The 19,086-nt window shown below is 69.3% G+C and carries 16 protein-coding genes, 1 tRNA gene and 1 rRNA gene; all 18 read left to right on the plus strand.

What is annotated here, in order from left to right; genetic code table 11:
- Positions 1–115: ribosomal RNA gene (gene rrf / locus ABFT43_RS12795) — 5S ribosomal RNA — on the plus strand; the annotation flags it as partial.
- Between the two features lie 153 nt (positions 116–268).
- The gene (locus ABFT43_RS12800) at positions 269–2,641 is read left to right on the plus strand and encodes an HAD-IIA family hydrolase (protein ID WP_347960738.1); all 2,373 of its coding nucleotides are present in this window, start codon (positions 269–271) and stop codon (positions 2,639–2,641) included.
- Between the two features lie 11 nt (positions 2,642–2,652).
- On the plus strand, positions 2,653–2,940 hold the full coding sequence (locus ABFT43_RS12805) for a hypothetical protein (protein ID WP_347960739.1): 288 nt from the start codon (positions 2,653–2,655) through the stop codon (positions 2,938–2,940).
- A 21-nt stretch (positions 2,941–2,961) separates the two neighbouring features.
- Positions 2,962–3,825 (plus strand): TlyA family RNA methyltransferase, encoded by an 864-nt coding sequence (locus ABFT43_RS12810; protein ID WP_347960740.1) that lies wholly within the window; start codon positions 2,962–2,964, stop codon positions 3,823–3,825.
- Positions 3,826–3,904: 79 nt separating this feature from the next.
- Positions 3,905–4,933: an NAD kinase gene (locus ABFT43_RS12815; protein ID WP_347960741.1), complete on the plus strand. Its 1,029-nt coding sequence runs from the start codon at positions 3,905–3,907 to the stop codon at positions 4,931–4,933.
- 2 nt (positions 4,934–4,935) lie between these two features.
- Positions 4,936–6,690, plus strand: a complete 1,755-nt coding sequence (gene recN, locus ABFT43_RS12820; RefSeq protein ID WP_347960742.1) for a DNA repair protein RecN — start codon at positions 4,936–4,938, stop codon at positions 6,688–6,690.
- Positions 6,691–6,782: 92 nt separating this feature from the next.
- Positions 6,783–7,970 (plus strand): putative cytokinetic ring protein SteA, encoded by a 1,188-nt coding sequence (gene steA, locus ABFT43_RS12825; protein WP_347960743.1) that lies wholly within the window; start codon positions 6,783–6,785, stop codon positions 7,968–7,970.
- 3 nt (positions 7,971–7,973) lie between these two features.
- Positions 7,974–8,909, plus strand: a complete 936-nt coding sequence (locus ABFT43_RS12830) for a copper transporter (protein WP_347960744.1) — start codon at positions 7,974–7,976, stop codon at positions 8,907–8,909.
- 150 nt (positions 8,910–9,059) lie between these two features.
- On the plus strand, positions 9,060–10,847 hold the full coding sequence (locus tag ABFT43_RS12835) for a CTP synthase (RefSeq protein ID WP_347960745.1): 1,788 nt from the start codon (positions 9,060–9,062) through the stop codon (positions 10,845–10,847).
- A gap of 4 nt (positions 10,848–10,851) precedes the next feature.
- Positions 10,852–11,487, plus strand: a complete 636-nt coding sequence (locus ABFT43_RS12840; RefSeq protein WP_347960746.1) for an NUDIX hydrolase — start codon at positions 10,852–10,854, stop codon at positions 11,485–11,487.
- A 26-nt stretch (positions 11,488–11,513) separates the two neighbouring features.
- Complete coding sequence (xerD, locus tag ABFT43_RS12845) at positions 11,514–12,431, plus strand: site-specific tyrosine recombinase XerD (protein WP_347960748.1); 918 nt, start codon at positions 11,514–11,516, stop codon at positions 12,429–12,431.
- A 128-nt stretch (positions 12,432–12,559) separates the two neighbouring features.
- Entirely contained in the window at positions 12,560–13,510 is a 951-nt protein-coding gene (locus ABFT43_RS12850) for a ParA family protein (RefSeq protein WP_347960749.1), read from the plus strand.
- A 200-nt stretch (positions 13,511–13,710) separates the two neighbouring features.
- Entirely contained in the window at positions 13,711–14,640 is a 930-nt protein-coding gene (locus ABFT43_RS12855) for a segregation and condensation protein A (RefSeq protein WP_457590155.1), read from the plus strand.
- Entirely contained in the window at positions 14,637–15,563 is a 927-nt protein-coding gene (gene scpB / locus ABFT43_RS12860; protein ID WP_347960752.1) for an SMC-Scp complex subunit ScpB, read from the plus strand. The genes ABFT43_RS12855 and scpB overlap by 4 nt, the downstream gene beginning before the upstream one ends.
- A gap of 36 nt (positions 15,564–15,599) precedes the next feature.
- Positions 15,600–16,535: a pseudouridine synthase gene (locus ABFT43_RS12865; protein WP_347960753.1), complete on the plus strand. Its 936-nt coding sequence runs from the start codon at positions 15,600–15,602 to the stop codon at positions 16,533–16,535.
- Complete coding sequence (gene cmk, locus ABFT43_RS12870; protein WP_347960754.1) at positions 16,532–17,227, plus strand: (d)CMP kinase; 696 nt, start codon at positions 16,532–16,534, stop codon at positions 17,225–17,227. The genes ABFT43_RS12865 and cmk overlap by 4 nt, the downstream gene beginning before the upstream one ends.
- A complete protein-coding gene (gene der, locus ABFT43_RS12875) occupies positions 17,224–18,663 on the plus strand; it encodes a ribosome biogenesis GTPase Der (protein WP_347960755.1) in 1,440 nt (479 codons plus the stop codon). Before cmk ends, der begins: the two co-directional genes overlap by 4 nt.
- Before the next feature lie 202 nt (positions 18,664–18,865).
- A tRNA-Pro gene (locus ABFT43_RS12880) sits at positions 18,866–18,939 on the plus strand.
- Positions 18,940–19,086 lie beyond the last annotated feature (147 nt).

The raw sequence follows: 19,086 nt of genomic DNA on the forward strand, positions 1-19,086 counted from the left end.
CGGCGGCCATAGCGGAGGGGAAACGCCCGGCCCCATTCCGAACCCGGAAGCTAAGCCCTCCAGCGCCGATGGTACTGCACCTTAACCAGTGTGGGAGAGTAGGACACCGCCGAACACAATTTCAGAAATGCCCCGTATTCGATGACCAGATCGTCGAATACGGGGCCTTTCTCATATCCCCGATACCGTCTCTGGGCGGTGGATATCACGCCGGCGTCGTCGGTGGTGGATGCTTCCCAACGAGGTTCGAAGGCATAGATTGGCAACCATGAGTGATCGTGATCGTCCGCGTCGTGAAGGACGCGGTGAGCGGGAGTCGCGGGATCAGCGGGATCCTCGAGGACAGGGAGGCCCTCGGGGTCAGCGGCGCGGCGGTCAGGGCGACCAACGAGGTGGTGGCAGTCGTGGGCGCCGTCCCGATCGCCCGGGTCGCGAGCGTGCCGACCGGGGAAGCCGGCAGCCGGGTCCGCCCATTCCGGACGAGATCTCGGCGTCCGACCTCGATCCCGAGGTGCGGCGGGATCTGCTGACCCTCGACAAGGCGAACGCCGAGATCGTCGCGCGCCACCTGGTGATGGTGTCGCAGGTCCTGCTCGAGGACCCTGCGCTGGCGCTCGAACATGCGCGTGCCGCCCGCAGCCGCGCCTCCCGCGTGGGCGTCGTGCGTGAGACCGTCGGTATCGCGGCCTACAACGCCGGCGAATGGCAGGAGGCCGCGACCGAACTGAGGGCTGCGCGCCGTATCACCGGCAATCCCGCGCTGCTACCGCTGATCGCCGACTGCGAGCGTGGCCTCGGACGTCCGGAGCGTGCCGTCGAGATCGCCCGTGGGGATGAGGGGCGCGCACTCAAGGGCGAGGATGCGACCGAGATGCGCATCGTCGAGGCCGGCGCCCGGATCGATCTCGGCGAGCCGGAGAAGGCGATCGTCACCCTGCAGGCCGAGAACCTCAAGCCCGGCCAGGTGGGGACCGGCCCCGCCCGCCTCTTCTATGCGTATGCCTCCGCCTTGCATGCGGCGGGTCGTCGTGACGAGGCGATCACCTGGTACATGAACGCCGCGGCGGCCGACGTCGATGACGTCACCGATGCCGAGTACCGCTTGACGGAACTGGCCCACGATGACGAACCTGCGATCGAGGAGCCCGGAGTCGACGGCACCGCCGTGCTCGCTGGGGCGGCGACAACGGCCACATCGGCCTCGGCGCCCGCGGCCCCGGGAGAGGTTGCGCCCCGTCGGGAAAGCACCGGGCAGGAGAACACCGGGCAGGAGAACGCCGGGCAGGAGAACGCCGGGCAGGAGCACCGCGGGCAGGAAAGCGCCGAGCAGGAGAGCGCCGAGCAGGCCGAGGCCGGGCGGTCGAGCACCGATGAATCGGCGACTGAGCGCGAACCGGTTGCTCCGCAAGCCGATTCGGCGCCGGTGGAGCCGGCCGCGGATGCCGCCGTTGCCGAGGAGGCCGTCGACACGCGGGACGACATCGCCTCCCTGCAGGGCACCGCGGACCTGTCTGCGACGTCGAGTTATGTCGAACAGGACGCGTCCGATCTGATCGAGTCTCCCGACGACCTTCTCGCCGCGCCGGCCGACGCGGAACCGGAGTCCGCGACCGTTCCCCCGGCGGCCGTGCGGAAGAACACCTTCCCGGACCGTTACGACGCGCTGCTGCTCGACCTCGACGGCACCGTGTTCGCCGGTAACCGGGCGCTTCCGAACGCGAAGGAGACCCTGGAGCGGCTCGACACCGCGCGGTTCTTCGTGACCAACAATGCGAGCCGCCGGCCCGCCGAGGTCGCCGCGCACCTTCGCGAACTCGGGTTCGAGGCGACCGAGGACATGGTGGTCACCAGCGCCCAGAGCGGCGCCCGGCTGCTGGCAGAGCATCTCCCGCCCGGATCGCGCGCCCTCGTGATCGGCACCGAGGGACTGGCCCAGGAGGTCCGAGAGGTCGGCATCGCGGTCACCCGCAACGCCGACGACCGTCCCGCGGCCGTCATCCAGGGCCACTCGCCGGAGACCGGCTGGGCCCAGCTGTCCGAGGCCGCGCTGGCGATCCGCGCCGGCGCGTTGTGGGTCGCGACCAACGTCGATGCGACGCTGCCGTCGGAGCGCGGCCTGCTGGTCGGCAACGGCTCGATGGTGGCCGCGCTGCGGCACGCGACCGGCAAGGAGCCGCTCGTGGCCGGCAAGCCGGCCGCGCCGCTGATGTCCGACGCGATCGCCCGCGCCGGCGGTTCCGCGCCGCTGGTGGTCGGTGACCGTCTGGACACCGACATCGAGGGCGGTCACTCGGTCGGTGTGGAGAGCGTACTCGTCCTGACCGGCGTGAGCACGGTGACCGATCTGCTCGCGGCCCCGCCCGAGCAGCGGCCCACCTTCGTCGTCGACGATCTCGCGGGTCTGTTCGAGGACGTGGACTCCGTGCGCGTCGGGGCCCAGCCGGGCTGGACGATCACCGTCGACGGCCCGACGGTCTCGGTGACCGGCGACGGCGACGAGACAGGACTCGTCCCGGCGCTCGCCGCCGCGACCTGGGCGGCCGTCGATGCCGGCACCGCAGAGCCCGAGGATCTCCGGATCCGTGCCGAGGGCGCGGCACGCGACAAACTGGCCTCGCTGGGTGTCACCGTCGTCGACTAGCGTTGTCAGCGATGAGTTACCCAGGTGATCAGTCTGCGCAGAACACGCCCCGGCCCAGTCCGGGCGCGATGCCTCGGCGTCAGTACGACCCGATGTCGGCGTTCGACGAGTCGGCGGAGGTCGAACTCGACGCGCCCGATGTCGAGGCCACCGTGTCCGAGCTGCTCGCCCGCGTCGATGAGATCCGTGAGGCGGCGGGCGAGACCTTCTCGCTTGCCGTGCTCGAACGGCAGGCGGCCCTGCTGGAGCAGGCCCATGACGTCCTGACCGCAGCACTCGATGCGGTGGACCGCCGATGACGCCGCGGCGGGCTCGCTGACATGGCGACCAGAGCAAGACTCGACGCCGAACTCGTGCGGCGGGGGTTGGCCCGATCACGCGAACAGGCCCGCGAGCTCGTCGACGCCGGTGTGGTGAAGGTCAACGGGACGGTCGCCGCCAAGCCGGCCACGGGTGTCACCCGCGACACGCCGATCGTCGTGATGGAGGGCCCCAAGGACGACTGGGCATCCCGTGGCGCCCACAAGCTGCTCGGCGCGCTCGAGGCGTTCGAGCCGCAGGGACTGTCGGTGGTGGGGCGTCGGTGCCTCGACGCCGGTGCGTCGACCGGCGGTTTCACCGATGTCCTGCTGCGCCGGGGTGTGCGGGAGGTGGTCGCCGTCGATGTCGGCTACGGGCAGTTGATCTGGCGGCTGCAGAACGACGATCGTGTGCATGTGCACGACCGCACCAACGTGCGCCACCTGGAATCCGAGGCCATCGGCGGTCCGGTCGACGTGGTCGTGGCTGATCTGTCGTTCATCTCGTTGGGCCTGGTGCTGCCCGCTCTCGCGCGCTGCTGCACTGCGGGCGCCGACCTGCTGCCGATGGTGAAACCGCAGTTCGAGGTCGGCAAGGATCGTGTCGGTTCCGGTGGAGTGGTGAGGGATCCGGGGCTGCGCGCCGAAGCCGTCCTCGACGTGGCGACCCAGGCGGCCGCGCTCGAACTCACGACGCTCGGTGTGGTGGCCAGCCCGCTGCCCGGCCCGTCGGGAAACGTCGAATACTTCCTGTGGCTGCGCAAGGACCGGCCGGGCGACCAGACAAGCAGAGCGTCGGGGGAGAGCGATAGGGTCGAGCGGTCGGCCCCGTCCGACGAGCTGCGCTTCATGATCGACCGTGCCGTCGCGGAAGGACCCCGCTGAGTCCGAGCCCGGCTCGCGATCGGCTCGTCCGCCGCCGACCGCACATGACCGACCGAACTTTCCTGGGAGGAATCCACCCGTGACCGACGATTCGGTGGCCGAGGTCGCCGGTGCCCGCGAGTTCCTGGTGGTCGCCCACACGGGACGCGAGAACGTGCTGGGCACCATCGAGGCGATCGCCCGGCACTGTGCTGCCGCCGGCGTCGCGCTGCGGATCGTCGATCACGACTCCCTCGACCGCGGGGCGCAGGATCACGACATCCTCTATTCGCCGGCGCTCGTCGACCGCGCAGAGTCGTTGCCGCCGGAGAACATCCCGGTCGACCCCGAACATCTGCGGTCGTTCGGCGCGGTGGTGGAGGTGCCGCCAGTGGAGTCGGCGTCGGCGGACGGGTGCGAGCTCGTCATCGTACTCGGCGGCGATGGCACCTTCCTGCGCGCCGCGGAGCTGGCCTATCCGGCCGACGTCCCGGTCCTGGGGATCAACCTCGGGCACATCGGGTTCCTGGCCGAGGCCGAGGCGCATCGCGTCGACGAGGTGATGGCCCAGCTCATCGCGGGTGACTATCGCATCGAGGAGCGTATGACGCTCGACGTCGCGATCGTCGACCCGACCGATCCGGAGCCGGCCGCGGCCCGCAGCTGGGCGCTGAACGAGATCGCGATCCTCAACACCACCAAACACGGGGTGCTCGAACTGGTCACCGAGGTCGACGGCCGTCCGGTGTCGGCGTTCGGCGCCGACGGCGTGTTGATCTCGACCCCGACCGGGTCGACGGCGTATGCGTTCTCCGCCGGCGGTCCGGTCATGTGGCCCGACCTCGAGGCGATCCTGGTGGTCCCGAACAATGCCCACGCACTGTTCACGCGTCCGATGGTCACCAGCCCGAGGTCGCGGATCGCGGTGGAGGTCGACAAGAACGGACGACCGGCGGTCGCGCTGTGCGACGGCCGCCGAGCCCTCGACGTGCCGGCGGGTTACCGCGTCGAGGTCACACGCAGCGAGAGGTCGGTGCGCTGGATCCGGATCGACTCGGACCCGTTCGCCGACCGTCTGGTCACCAAGTTCGCCCTCCCGGTCACGGGATGGCGAGGGAGGCAGGCTTAGGGGTGCTCGAAGAACTGTCGATCACCGGACTCGGTGTCATCGAGGAGGCGCGGGCTCGATTCCATCCCGGATTCACGGTGCTCACCGGCGAGACCGGTGCGGGCAAGACGATGATCGTCACCAGCCTGCACCTGCTGTCGGGGGCGCGGGCCGATGCCACGCGCGTGCGGACCGGCGCCGCCAAGGCGGTCGTCGAGGGTCGGTTCCGGCTCGACGGAGCGCTGCAGGACCCGGTCATCTCCGACATCCTCGATTCGACGGGTGCGGAACTCGATGACGACGACACCGTGATCGCGGTGCGGTCGGTGAGTGCGGACGGACGTTCGCGTGCCCATCTCGGCGGTCGTTCGGTGCCGGTGGGCGTCATGGGGCAGCTGACCACCTCGGTGCTGGCCATCCACGGCCAGAACGACCAGCTACGGTTGCTGCGACCCGAACACCAGCGGGCCGCGCTCGACACCTTCGGCGGCTCGAAGACCGCCGCCGCGCTCGAGGTATATCGCAAGGCCCGGGCCGCGTGGGTCGAGATCCTCGACGACCTCGAGACCCGTCGCGCGAACCACCGCGAACTCGCGCAGGAGGCCGACCGGCTGCGCTTCGGCATCGACGAGATCGCGGCTGTGGACCCGTACCCGGGTGAGGACGAGGAACTCACCGCGACGATCCGCCGGCTCACGGATCTCGAGTCGATCCGCTCGGCCGCGGATCAGGCCCACCACATCGTCGCCGGGGATTCCGGTTCGTCGGTCGTGGAAGGCCTCGGCACGGTGCGCACCCTGCTCGAAGGCGCCGCCGACGAGACGCTGCGCGGGTTGGTCCCGCGTGTCTCCGAGGCGCTGACCGTCATCACAGACGTCGGCGCCGAGCTCACCGCGTTCACCTCGAGCCTCCCGGCCGACGCGGAGGAACTCGACAAACTCCTGGCTCGCCAGGCCGAGCTCAAGACGCTCGTGCGCAAGTACGCTCCGGACGTCGACGGGGTCATCGAATGGCGCCGCCAGGCCGAGGCCCGGCTCGCCGAGATCGAGGATCCGCAGGCGTCGATCGAGGAACTCGAGGCCGCCGCCGTCGCCGCTCGCGAGAAGGTGGAGGCCGCCGCGGCGAAGCTGCACACCCTGCGCGCCAAGGCCGCGTCGTCGATGGCCGACAAGGTGTCCAAGGAGCTCAAGGGCCTGGCCATGGGCGACTCCGCGCTGGCCGTGTCCGTCACGCCCGAACCGGCGTCGCCCGACGACCGGCTCGCCATCACCGTCGACGGCGCCCGCGCCCACGCTGGGGCCGACGGTGCGGACAAGGTCGAGTTCGCGTTGGTCGCGCACCCCGGGGCGACGCCGCTGCCGATCGCGAAGTCGGCGTCGGGCGGTGAGCTGTCGCGCGTCATGCTGGCCCTGGAGGTGGTGCTGGCCGCCCCGACCTCCGGATCGGTGATGGTCTTCGACGAGGTGGACGCCGGTGTCGGCGGCCGCGCCGCGGTCGAGATCGGCAAGCGGCTTTCGCGTCTTGCGCGGGCCCACCAGGTCATCGTCGTCACGCACCTGCCGCAGGTCGCCGCCTTCGCCGACAACCACCTGGTCATCGGCAAGTCCAGGAAGGGCGCGTTGATCACCAGCAGCGTGCGCACCCTCGATCGTGACGAGCGCGTCGCCGAGCTCGCCCGCATGCTCGCCGGCCTGGGCGAGTCCGACACCGGCCGCGCACACGCCGAGGAACTCCTCGCTCTCGCAGAGGAGGAGAGGGCGGCGAACCGGGCCTCGTAGCCGTGAAACGCGTGTTGCGTGTGTGACAAAAGTTTCGCGTGTTACGGCGCGCCTCCGTGGTTCACGCGTGACTTCGGTCAATCATTGCGGGCATGAAGATGCCTGCACTGCTCGCGCGTAACACCGAAGAACTGCCTGGCGTGACCGGTATCGCCAGGATCGACAAGAACACGAAGCGGCTGCTCAGCCGCGTCGGTCCCGGCGACATCGCCATCATCGACGAGGTCGACCTGGACCGCGTCACCGCCGACGCCCTCGTCGAGGCCAACGTCGTCGCCGTCGTCAACGCGTCGCGCTCGATCACGGGCCGGTACCCGAACCTGGGTCCGGAGGTTCTCGTCGCCTCGGGCATCGTCCTCCTCGACGACGTGGGCCCGGAGATCTTCAAGCGCGTCAAGGACGGCGCCAAGGTGCGTGTCCACGACGACCGGCTCTTCATCGGCGAGCGTCGCATCGCGCTCGGCACCGAACTCGACGAACGCGACATCGCAGACATCATGATCGGCGCGAAGGCAGGCCTCGTCGATCACCTCGAAGCCTTCTCCGGGAACACCATCGAGTTCATCCGGAGCGAGTCCCCGCTGCTGATCGACGGTGTCGGTGTGCCGGAGATCGACGTGGACCTGGCGGGCCGGCACGTGGTCATCGTGGGCGAGGGGCCCGATCGAGCCGCCGATCTGCGGGCACTCAAGCCGTTCATCAAGGAGTACCAGCCGGTGATGATCGGTGTCGGCACCGGCGCGGACACCCTGATGAAGGCGGGCCACAAGCCGGCGATCATCGTCGGCGACCCAGACGACATCAAGACCGCGACCCTGAAATGCGGTGCGCAGCTTGTGCTCCCGGCCGACACCGACGGGCACGCCGCGGGCCTGGAGCGAATCCAGGATCTCGGCATCGGCGCGACCACTTTCCCGGCCGCCGGCTCGGCGAGCGACCTGGCGTTGCTGCTGACCGACTACCACGGCGCGGACCTCATCGTCACGGTCGGCTACCCGGGCACCCTCGACGACTTCTTCGACCGCTCGCGTCGGGAGAGCAACCCGTCGATGTTCCTGACCCGTCTCAAGGTGGGGCAGAAGCTCGTCGATGCCAAGGCCATCACGACCCTGTACCGCAGCCGGGTGTCGGGCGCCGCGATCGCCTGCGTCGTACTCGCCGCGCTGATCGCGGTCATCGCGGCGGTGCTGCTGTCCAACGCCGGCACCGACATCACCGACTGGATCGTCATGCAGTGGAACGCGCTGCTCGACTGGGCACGAGAGGTCTGGAACCGATAGGCGATGATCTCGCTACGACAACACGCGGTCTCACTGGTCGCCGTCTTCCTCGCGCTCGCACTCGGGCTGTTCCTCGGCTCCGGCTTCGTCGGTGACCGAGTCAACTCGCTGACCGGCACCAGCCGTGACCGGATCGGCGATCTCGAGGACCAGCGCGACGATCTGAACGCAAAACTCAACGCGGCCAACAGTTTCGACCTCGCCATCGCGCCCCGGCTGATCGCCAACACGCTGCGCGGCAAGTCGGTGCTCGTGGTCACCGCCCCGAACGCGGCCGAGTCCGACGTCAACGCGGTCAAGGAGAATCTCCATGACGCCGGCGCTCGGTTCGCCGGGCAGATCGCGCTGACCGACTCGCTGCTCGGCGACGAGAACGCCGAACAGCTGCGGACCATCGTCGACCAGACGATCCCGCCGGGCGCGATGCTGCGCGCCGAGCTCACCGACTCCGGCAGCCGGGTCGGCGACCTGCTGGGCACGCTGGTGCTGTACAACAAGGCCACCCGTCCCGCGTCGCCCGCCGATCGCAAGACCGGCCTGTCGACGCTGCGTGACGGCGGGTTCATCGACTACGTGAACGGTGCGGTGACGCCCGCCGATCTGATGGTCGTGGTCACCGGCGACGAGTTCGGTCCCGACTCCGGCGCGCAGGGCGCCCTCGTGGCCCGGCTCGCGGCAACCGCATCGGCCCGCGGCGCGGGCGGAGTCCTCGTCGGTCGTACCGGCTCGGCGAACGGCGGCTCGCCGATCGCGATCGTGCGATCCGATCCGTCGCTGTCCAATGCGGTCTCCACGGTCGACAACGTCGATCAGCCGACCGGACTGATCACGACGATCCTGGCGCTCGCCGCCGAGGGCAAGGGTTCGACCGGCGCATATGGCACCGGCGCGGGTGCCACCGCGGTCACCGTCGGTGCCGACGGCAAACCGGCCACATAGCGCCGCGCGGGAGAGCGCAATCGTCATTCGTGAGTACCGCCACGCCGCGCCGCGGTGTGGCGGTACGGCGCACGGGTCGTGTGGTGTTACCCTGGAGTCCCGTAGGTAATCAGGGCATCGGCCCCGATTCGGCCGACGGGAGACACGCTTTTGCGACCTTTGCGACACGTTCACGACACCAAACACATCTTCGTCACTGGTGGCGTGGCTTCTTCTCTGGGCAAGGGCCTCACGGCCTCCAGCCTGGGTCAACTTCTCACCTCTCGAGGCCTCCGGGTCACGATGCAGAAGCTCGATCCGTATCTGAATGTCGATCCGGGCACGATGAACCCCTTCCAGCACGGAGAGGTGTTCGTCACCGAGGACGGCGCGGAAACCGACCTGGACGTCGGACACTATGAGCGATTCCTCGACCGCAACCTGTCGAAGACCGCGAATGTGACCACGGGACAGGTGTATTCGACCGTCATCGCCAAGGAACGACGCGGCGAGTACCTCGGCGAGACCGTGCAGGTGATCCCGCACATCACCGACGAGCTCAAGGCGCGCGTGCTGGCCATGGCCGAGCCCGACGCCGACGGCGAGGTGCCCGACGTGGTGATCACCGAGATCGGTGGCACCGTCGGCGACATCGAGTCGCTGCCGTTCATCGAGGCGGCCCGCCAGGTCCGTCACGACGTGGGTCGCGACAACGTCTTCTTCCTCCACGTCTCGCTGGTGCCGTACCTGGCGCCGTCGGGCGAGCTGAAGACCAAGCCGACCCAGCACTCGGTCGCCGCGTTGCGCAACGTCGGTATCCAGCCCGACGCGCTCATCCTGCGCTGCGACCGCGACGTGCCCGAGTCGCTCAAGAAGAAGATCGCGCTCATGTGCGACGTCGAGCTCGACGGCGTCATCTCGACCCCCGATGCCCCGTCGATCTACGACATCCCCAAGGTGCTGCACAACGAGCACCTCGACGCGTACGTGGTCCGCAAGCTGGGCCTGCCGTTCCGCGACGTCGACTGGACGGTGTGGGGCGAGTTGCTGCGCCGCGTGCACGAGCCGCGTGAGACGGTGCGCGTCGCGCTGGTCGGCAAGTACGTCGACCTGCCCGACGCCTACCTGTCGGTCACCGAGGCCATCCGTGCGGGCGGCTTCGCCTGGAAGGCGCGCACCGAGATCAAGTGGGTTCCGTCCGACGACTGCGCCACCCCCGCGGGTGCGCAGGCCGCGCTGGGCGACGTCGACGCCATCCTGATCCCGGGCGGCTTCGGCATCCGCGGCATCGAGGGGAAGGTCGGGGCGATCTCGTATGCACGTCGCCGTGGCATCCCGCTGCTCGGCCTGTGCCTGGGTTTGCAGTGCGTGGTGATCGAGGCCGCGCGTTCGGTGGGTCTCGACGGCGCCAGCTCGACCGAGTTCGACCCCGACACCCCGCACCCGGTCATCTCGACGATGGCCGACCAGGAGGATGCGGTCGCCGGTGAGGCCGACCTGGGCGGCACCATGCGCCTGGGCGCCTACGATGCGGTCCTCAAGCCGGGGTCGGTCGTCGCCGAGGCATACGGCACCCGCGAGGTGTCCGAGCGCCATCGTCACCGTTTCGAGGTCAACAACGCCTACCGCGACAAGATCGCCACTTCGGGCCTGGTGTTCTCCGGGACCTCGCCGGACGGCCACCTGGTCGAGTTCGTCGAGTACCCGAAGTCGGTGCATCCGTTCTTCGTCGCCACACAGGCGCACCCGGAGCTCAAGAGCCGTCCGACGCGACCGCATCCGCTGTTCCGCGCCTTCATCGAGGCGGCGCTGAAATACAAGGCGGCAGAACGCCTTCCGGTCGACCTCGGGGAAGACTACGAGTCGAACGACGCGCCGGCGGAGGCCGTCGCGGCGGTCAACGACGTCAAGGTCGAGCCGGTCGCCGAGATCGCTGCCGACGCCGCCGGCGAGGACTGACCGGTTGGGTCACGACTTCGAGGTCAGGAGCTCGCGCTCGGTCTACGACGGCGCGATCATCACCCTGCGTGTCGACGACGTCGTCATGCCGGGTGGGCGCGTCGCCGAGCGAGAGGTCGTCGAGCACTTCGGTGCGGTGGCGATCCTCGCTCGCGACGAGCAGGGCCGGATCGCGATGGTGCGCCAGTACCGGCACCCGGTGGGCCGGAGACTCCTGGAGTTGCCGGCCGGCCTGCTCGACCAGGATGGCGAGGAGCCGCTCGAGGCAGCCAAGCGTGAGCTGGCCGAGGAGGCCGATCTGGCCGCCGACTCCTGGCACGTCCTCGTCGACCTCGCGCTGTCGCCCGGGTTCACCGACGAGGCCCTGCGTCTGTATCTCGCCGAGGACCTGCATCGGCTCGAGGCCGCCGAGCGGGTCGATGAGGAAGCCGAGATCGAGGTCGAGTGGCTGCCGCTCGACGACGCGGTGCGGATGGTGCTGGCCGGCGAGATCGTCAATGCGACCAGCGTCGCAGGCATCCTCGCCGCCTCGGCGGCCGAACGGGCCGGCGTCGAACTGCGCGGCGTCGACGCGCCGTGGCGAGACGAGCCGACCGCCCTGCGCGAACGGCGTCGCCGGGCGCGGGACGGGCAGTCGTGACAGCCGCCGGACGCGGGTAGGAGATCGTGAGCATCGCCGCCGACATCTCGCGCTACCTCGACCACCTGACCGTGGAGCGAGGTGCGGCGGCGAACACCGTCTCGTCGTACCGGCGGGACCTGGAGCGTTATCGGCGCTACCTCGAATCCCGTGGCATCGACTCCCTCGACGCGGTGACCGAGGAGGACATCCGGGAATTCCTGGTCGAACTCCGACGCGGTAACGCCGACGCCGGTTCCGCGCCGCTCGCCGACAGCTCGGTGGCTCGAACCCTGGTGGCCACCAGGCGATTTCACAAGTTCGCCCTCGAGGAGGGCATGGTCTCGGCCGATGTCGCGCACGGCGTGAAGCCGCCGCGACCGGCGCGGCGCCTCCCGAAGTCGCTGCCCGTCGACGAGGTGCTGGCCATCCTCGAGGCCGTCGGCTCGGCGGATCACCCCCGGGCCCTGCGGGACCGGGCACTGCTGGAGTTCCTCTACAGCTGCGGCGCCCGCATCTCCGAGGCCACCTCCCTCGACATCGACGACCTCGACCTCGACGCCCGCACGGTCCTGTTACGCGGCAAGGGCGGAAAGGAACGGCTCGTCCCGCTCGGCGGGCCCGCCGTCGAGGCACTCGAGGCGTACCTGGTGCGCGGACGCCCGGCGCTCGTCTCGCGGGCGACGCCGGCGCTGTTCCTCAACGCACGCGGCGGGCGGTTGTCGCGGCAGTCGGCGTGGCAGGTGCTGGTCTCGGCCGCGGAGAAGGCGGGCCTGGACAAGGCCGTCTCACCGCACACGCTGCGGCACAGCTTCGCCACGCACCTGCTCGACGGTGGCGCGGACGTGCGCGTCGTGCAGGAGCTGCTCGGCCACGCGTCGGTGACGACCACCCAGGTGTACACCCTGGTGACGGTGAACACGATGCGCGAGGTGTATGCCGTCGCACATCCGCGGGCCCGTTGACCGCGCGCCGACAGCGGTTCGACGGGTGGGATGTCCTAGGCTGATACGAGTCGTCGTCGGTGAATCCGGTTCCAGCCGACCGGCCGACACGAATATCGAACGTGAAGAGTGAAGGGAGCGGCGGACTCGTGACCACTCCGAGCGCACCGCAGTCTGGCACCCGTCCGGGGGATCAGTACAGCATCCAGGTGTCGCCGGGGCATGACGCCGACGAGATCGACCACCACGACTCCAGCGAGATCGGTCCCACCGGGCGTCCCTACCGCGAGGTCCCCGAACCCCGGCCGCTCGACCGGCACGGTCCGGCCACCGTCATCGCGGTGTGCAACCAGAAGGGCGGCGTGGGCAAGACCACGTCGACGATCAATCTCGGCGCCGCGCTCGCCGAGTACGGCCGTCGCGTGCTGCTGGTCGATCTGGACCCGCAGGGCGCGCTGTCCGCGGGCCTGGGTGTGCCGCACCACGAGCTCGAGCAGACCGTCTACAACCTGCTCGTGCCGCCGCAGGTCGCCACCGACGACGTGCTCATGCGCACCCGTGTCGACGGTCTCGACCTGCTCCCCAGCAACATCGACCTGTCGGCCGCCGAGATCCAGCTGGTGACCGAGGTCGGGCGTGAACAGTCCCTCGCGCGGGCGCTGCACCCGGTGCTCGACCGCTACGACGTCGTGCTCATCGACTGCCAGCCGTCGCTGGGCCTGCTCACCGTCAACGCGCTCGCGTGTGCCGACACCGTGTTGATCCCGATGGAGTGCGAGTACTTCTCGCTGCGCGGACTGGCGCTGCTCACCGACACCATCGACAAGGTGCGTGACCGCCTCAACCCGCGCCTCGAACTCGGTGGCATCCTCGTGACCATGTTCGACGCCCGCACCCTGCACTCGCGCGAGGTGATGCAGCGCGTGGTCGAGGTGTTCGGCGATGCGGTCTACGACACGGTGATCACCCGTACCGTCCGCTTCCCGGAGACGAGCGTCGCCGGGGAGCCGATCACGTCCTGGGCCCCCAAGTCGGCCGGTGCAAAGGCGTACCGGGCGCTGGCTCGTGAGGTGATCGCCCGCAACGTCAAGCGCACATGACGATCGACGCCGATCGGACCGATGCGGTGGAGGCCGACGCCGTGGGGGACGACGGGGTGGAACGCGCATCGGGTGCGGCGGAGGTCGTGACGGATGCGGAAGTGCCTGATTCGGCGACTTCGGCTCCGTCGGTCACGGACTCGGCGGTGACGGATCCTGCGGCGGGCGACGTGCAGCCGGAGTCGTCCGAGTCCGCAGATGTGGTGGAGTCCGGTACGGCCGCGAACCCTGACGGTCGCCCGGGGACCGGGTCCCGGGACGAGCCCGGGGACGGTGGCGAGTCCGGGGGCGGTGGCGAGTCCGGAGACAGGGGCGAGTCCGCTTCGGGGGACGGGTCCGACGACTCCGGGTTCCGGGTCAAGCTCCGAAACTTCGAGGGCCCGTTCGACCTGCTGCTCGAACTGATCTCGCAGCACCGGCTCGACGTGACCGAGGTCGCGCTGCACGTCGTCACCGACGAGTTCATCGCCTACACGCGCGAGCTGGGGCCGGAGGTCGGACTCGACCAGACCACCGAGTTCCTCGTCATCGCGGCGACGCTGCTCGACCTGAAGGCCGCGCGCCTGTTGCCGTCCGGCGAGGTCGAGGACCCGGAGGACCTGGCTCTGCTCGAGGCCCGCGACCTGCTGTTCGCGCGGCTGCTGCAGTATCGGGCCTACAAACAGGTTGCGCAGCTGTTCGGCGAGCTGGAGGCCGCGGCTCTCCAGCGCTATCCGCGCTCGGTGTCCCTCGAGAAGCGGTTCGAGGACCTGTTGCCGGAGGTCACCCTCGGCGTCGACGCCCAGGGCTTCGCCGAGGTCGCGGCCACGGCCCTGACCCCGCGCCCGGTCCCGACGGTGCGGCTCGACCACCTGCACGACGTGCAGAAGGTCTCGGTCCCAGGGCAGGCGCGCCGCATGGCGAAGCTGCTCAGTGCGGCGACGGGGCAGTGGTTGACGTTCCGCGACCTCATCGCCGACTGCGAGAACGGACTCGAGATCGTCGGTAGCTTCCTGGGGCTTCTCGAGCTCTACCGCGAACAGGCCATCGCCTTCGAGCAGCCGGAGGCACTCGGAGACCTCTCGGTCATGTGGACCGGGGAACGCGACATCGACGACCTGCGTATCGACAAGGCAGAGGACTACGGATGACCGACGGACCGATCGAGGACGTTGACGACGTGAACGACGAGGCGCTGGACGAGGGCGTCGACGCCGGGGGTTCTCCGGACGCGTCCGACCCCACGCCGGCACAGGCCGCGCCCGACGCGACCGCCGCCGACGAAGTCGTCGCCCCGGATGGAGAGGCCGCCCCTGGGGAAGAAGCCGCCTCCGAGGAAGAAGCCGCAGAGTCGGACGATACGACTCCAGACGCCGTCGACCCCGGTCCGGCCGATCCCGAGCAGACCGCGCCGGCGGGGGAGGACGAGGGCGAGATCCTCGATGACGCCACGCTGCGGTCGGCGCTGGAGGCGATCCTGCTCGTCGTGGACACCCCGGTGAGCACCGATGAACTGGCGAATGCCGTCGACCAGGACCCCACTCGGGTCCGGGAGATGCTCAACGCCATGTCCGCCGAATTCACCGCGACCCGCAGCGGCATCGACCTGCGTTATGCCGGCGACGGGTGGCGGTTCTACACGCGCGCGGAATACGCGCCGTACGTCGAACGGTTGTTGCTCGACGGTGCACGGTCCAAGTTGACCCGCGCGGCACTCGAGACCCTCGCGGTGATCGCGTACCGGCAGCCGGTGACACGCGCCCGGGTCAGCGCGATCCGCGGCGTCAACGTCGATGGTGTGATCCGCACCCTCGTCGCACGCGGGTTGATCTACGAGGTCGGCAACGACCCGCAGACCAACGCCACCACGTACGGCACCACCGAGTTGTTCCTGGAACGGCTGGGTCTGGCGTCGCTGTCGGATCTGCCGGATCTGGCCCCGCTGCTGCCCGATGTCGACGTCATCGACGACCTCGACGACGAGCTGATGTCGGATCCCCGATTCGCCAAATTGCAGCCTCAGGCGTCAGACTCGAAGGAGCTGGTCACCGACGGTGACCTGAAAGATGACTAGAACCGCACAGATCGATCGACAACAGGACTGAGGAAGATGGCATCCGCTGGCCGAGATGGCTCACCGGGAAAACGCCGCAAGGGCGCACCCGTACCGCAAACGCGAACCAAGAAGACGCATCGTAAAGGGACGTCCAAGCCCAACGTCGAGGCCGGCAAGATCCGCCTCAACAACGCTCGCCCCGCCCGGCACCAGGTGCCGCCGGAGAAGGTGAGCGGCAAGGGCCCGACCTTCGTCGCCGACGGTGTGCGGCTCCAGAAGGTGCTCGCACAGGCCGGCGTGGCCTCACGTCGTGGCGCCGAGGAGATGATCGCCGCCGGACGTGTGAAGGTCGACGGTGTGGTCGTCACCGAGCAGGGGCTGCGCATCGACCCGAACACCGCGATCATCCATGTCGACGACGCGCGCGTGATCATCGACGAGGACAAGCAGTACCTCGCCTTCAACAAGCCCAGGGGTTGGCAGTCGACCATGGCCGACGACCAGGGCCGTCCCTGCGTCGGTGACGTGGTCGCCGAACGCGTGATGGCGGGTCAGCGTCTGTTCCACGTCGGACGCCTCGACGCCGACACCGAGGGACTGCTGCTGCTGACCAACGACGGCGAGCTCGCGCATCGCTTGATGCACCCGTCGTACGAGGTGCCCAAGACCTACCTGGCGACGTTGAAGGGCGAGGTCCCGCGTGGACTCGGCCGTCAGCTGCGTGAGGGCATCGAGCTCGACGACGGCCCGGTCGAGGTCGACAGGTTCTCCGTCCTCGAGGTCCACGAAGGACAGTCGCTGGTGCGGATCGTCCTGCACGAGGGCCGCAACCGCATCGTGCGCCGCATGATGGACGCAGTCGGGTACCCGGTGACGAAGCTCGTCCGCACCCATGTGGGCACGGTCGCGCTGGGGGAGCAGCGTCCCGGCAGCCTGCGCGTGCTCGGCAACGACGAGGTCGGTGCCCTGTACAAGGCTGTCGGGCTGTGACCTCTTCTGCGACACGGGTTGTCGCGATCGACGGACCGGCCGGCACGGGCAAGTCGTCGGTGTCCAAGCTGCTCGCCGAGAAGGTGGGCGCGAGCTACCTCGACACCGGCGCCATGTACCGGGCGGTCACCCTGGCCGTTCTCGATGCCGATGTGGCGCTTGATGATCCGGCCGGTATCGCCAAGGTCGCGCAGGCGGCCGACATCAAGCTCATCCCGAACGGCGACGGCTCGTCGACGGTGCTGCTCGACGGACGAGACGTGTCCGGGCCGATCCGCACCGAGCGCGTCACCAGTGCGGTGTCGGCGGTGTCGGCGGTTCCCGAGGTGCGGACCAAACTGGTTGCGCTGCAGCGGGAGAACGCCGAGGGTCGGTTCGTCGTGGTGGAGGGCCGGGACATCGGGACCGTGGTGTTCCCGGCCGCGGACGTCAAGATCTTCCTGACCGCGACGCCGGAGGCACGCGCCGAACGACGCCACAAGCAGAACCTGGACGCCGGCCGCGAGAGCGACTACGACGCGGTGCTGGCGAGCGTGAACCGGCGCGACCATCTCGACTCGACCCGCGCGGTCTCGCCGCTGCGGGCGGCCGAGGACGCCGTGGTGGTGGACACCAGTGACAAGACCCTGATGGAGGTGCTCGACGAGTTGTGTGCACTCGTGGAGAGCCGGATCGGAGCAGCAGAACGGTGAGCGACAACTTCGATACAGATCTGGCCGCGTTGCCCGGTGACGGGACGTGGTCGGACGAATCCGACTGGCAGCTGGCCGATGTGGAGGGCGCCGACGGGGTCGCCGAGGTCGAGCACATGCCGGTGGTGGCCATCGTCGGACGGCCGAACGTCGGCAAGTCCACGCTCGTCAATCGCATCCTGGGCCGTCGTGAGGCCGTCGTCGAGGACATCCCCGGTGTCACCCGCGACCGTGTGTCGTACCAGGCGAGTTGGTCCGGACGCCGGTTCACCGTCGTCGACACCGGCGGCTGGGAACCCGATGCCAAGGGCCTGCAGCAGGCCGTGGCGGCGCAGGCCGAACTCGCGATGCGGACCGCCGACGCGATCGTCGTCGTGGTCGACGCGACGGTGGGCGCCACCGCCACCGACGAGGCCGTTGCACGTGTCCTGCGTCGGTCCAAGACGCCGGTCATCCTCTGCGCCAACAAGGTCGACAGCGAGCGTCTCGAGCCCGAGGTGGCCGCGTTGTGGTCGCTGGGTCTCGGCGAGCCGTACCCGGTGTCGGCGGCCCACGGTCGCGGCGCCGGTGACCTGCTCGACGTCATCCTGGAGAAGCTGCCGTCGACCCCGCGCGAGGTCCCGACGCTGGGCGGCCCGCGTCGCGTGGCACTTGTCGGCAAGCCGAACGTCGGCAAGAGCTCGCTGCTGAACAAGCTGGCCGGCACCGAGCGCTCGGTGGTCGACAACGTCGCCGGGACCACCGTCGATCCGGTCGACGAGCTCGTCGAACTCGGCGGCAAGCCATGGTATTTCGTCGACACCGCGGGCCTGCGCCGCAAGGTGCGCAACGCAACCGGCCACGAGTACTACGCGTCGCTGCGGACCCGGTCCGCGCTCGACGCCGCCGAGATCGCGATCCTGCTCATCGACGCCTCGCAGCCGATCACCGAACAGGACCTGCGCGTGCTGTCGATGATCATCGAGAGCGGCCGCGCGCTGGTGATCGCGTTCAACAAATGGGACCTCGTCGACGAGGATCGCCGCTATCAGCTCGACAAGGAGATCGACCGCGAACTCGCGCGCGTGCCGTGGGCGCGTCGGGTGAACATCTCGGCGATGACCGGTCGCGCCGTCCAGAAGCTCGTGCCCGCGATGGAGGCGGCGCTCGAGTCGTGGGACAAGCGCATCTCCACCGGGCCGCTGAACAGCTGGCTGAAGGACGTCATCGCGGCCAACCCGCCACCCTTGCGCGGCGGTCGCCAGCCTCGCGTGATGTTCGCGACGCAGGCATCCGTGCGGCCGCCGACCTTCGTGCTGTTCACCACGGGCTTCCTGGAGGCCGGCTACCGCCGCTTCCTGGAGCGCCGCCTGCGCGAGGAATTCAACTTCGACGGTTCGCCGGTGCGGATCAACGTCCGCGTTCGCGACAAGCGCGAGCAGCGCCGCAAGCGCTGACCGTCGCCGCAAACCCACCCTTGTTGGACAGATTCTCCCCCTCGCGGGGTGGTGGATCTGTCCATCCGGGGTGGGTCTGCGGCCCGGACGGAGGGCCACGACACCCCTTCTGACCTGCCGATTGGTACAGGACAGCACTCGTCGGCTAATCTTTACTCCGCCCGCTCCGGTGGGCAGTCGAAGACCGAGAGGTCGATGACAACGGGCTGTGGCGCAGTTTGGTAGCGCACTTGACTGGGGGTCAAGTGGTCGCAGGTTCAAATCCTGTCAGCCCGACAGAACGAAGAGGGCGCATCCGATCCGGAGCGCCCTCTTCGTGTTCTCGTGGCTCAGTCGTGTTCTGGTCGTTTCGACGACGCTGCGCAGGTGCGGGGCAGTGGAGAGAGGCCGGCCCGTGCCGCACACGCCCTGGTGTTCGGAGCG

Origin of the sequence: Gordonia aurantiaca, from assembly GCF_039939235.1 — a bacterium.
In the GTDB taxonomy this organism is placed as follows: domain Bacteria; phylum Actinomycetota; class Actinomycetes; order Mycobacteriales; family Mycobacteriaceae; genus Gordonia.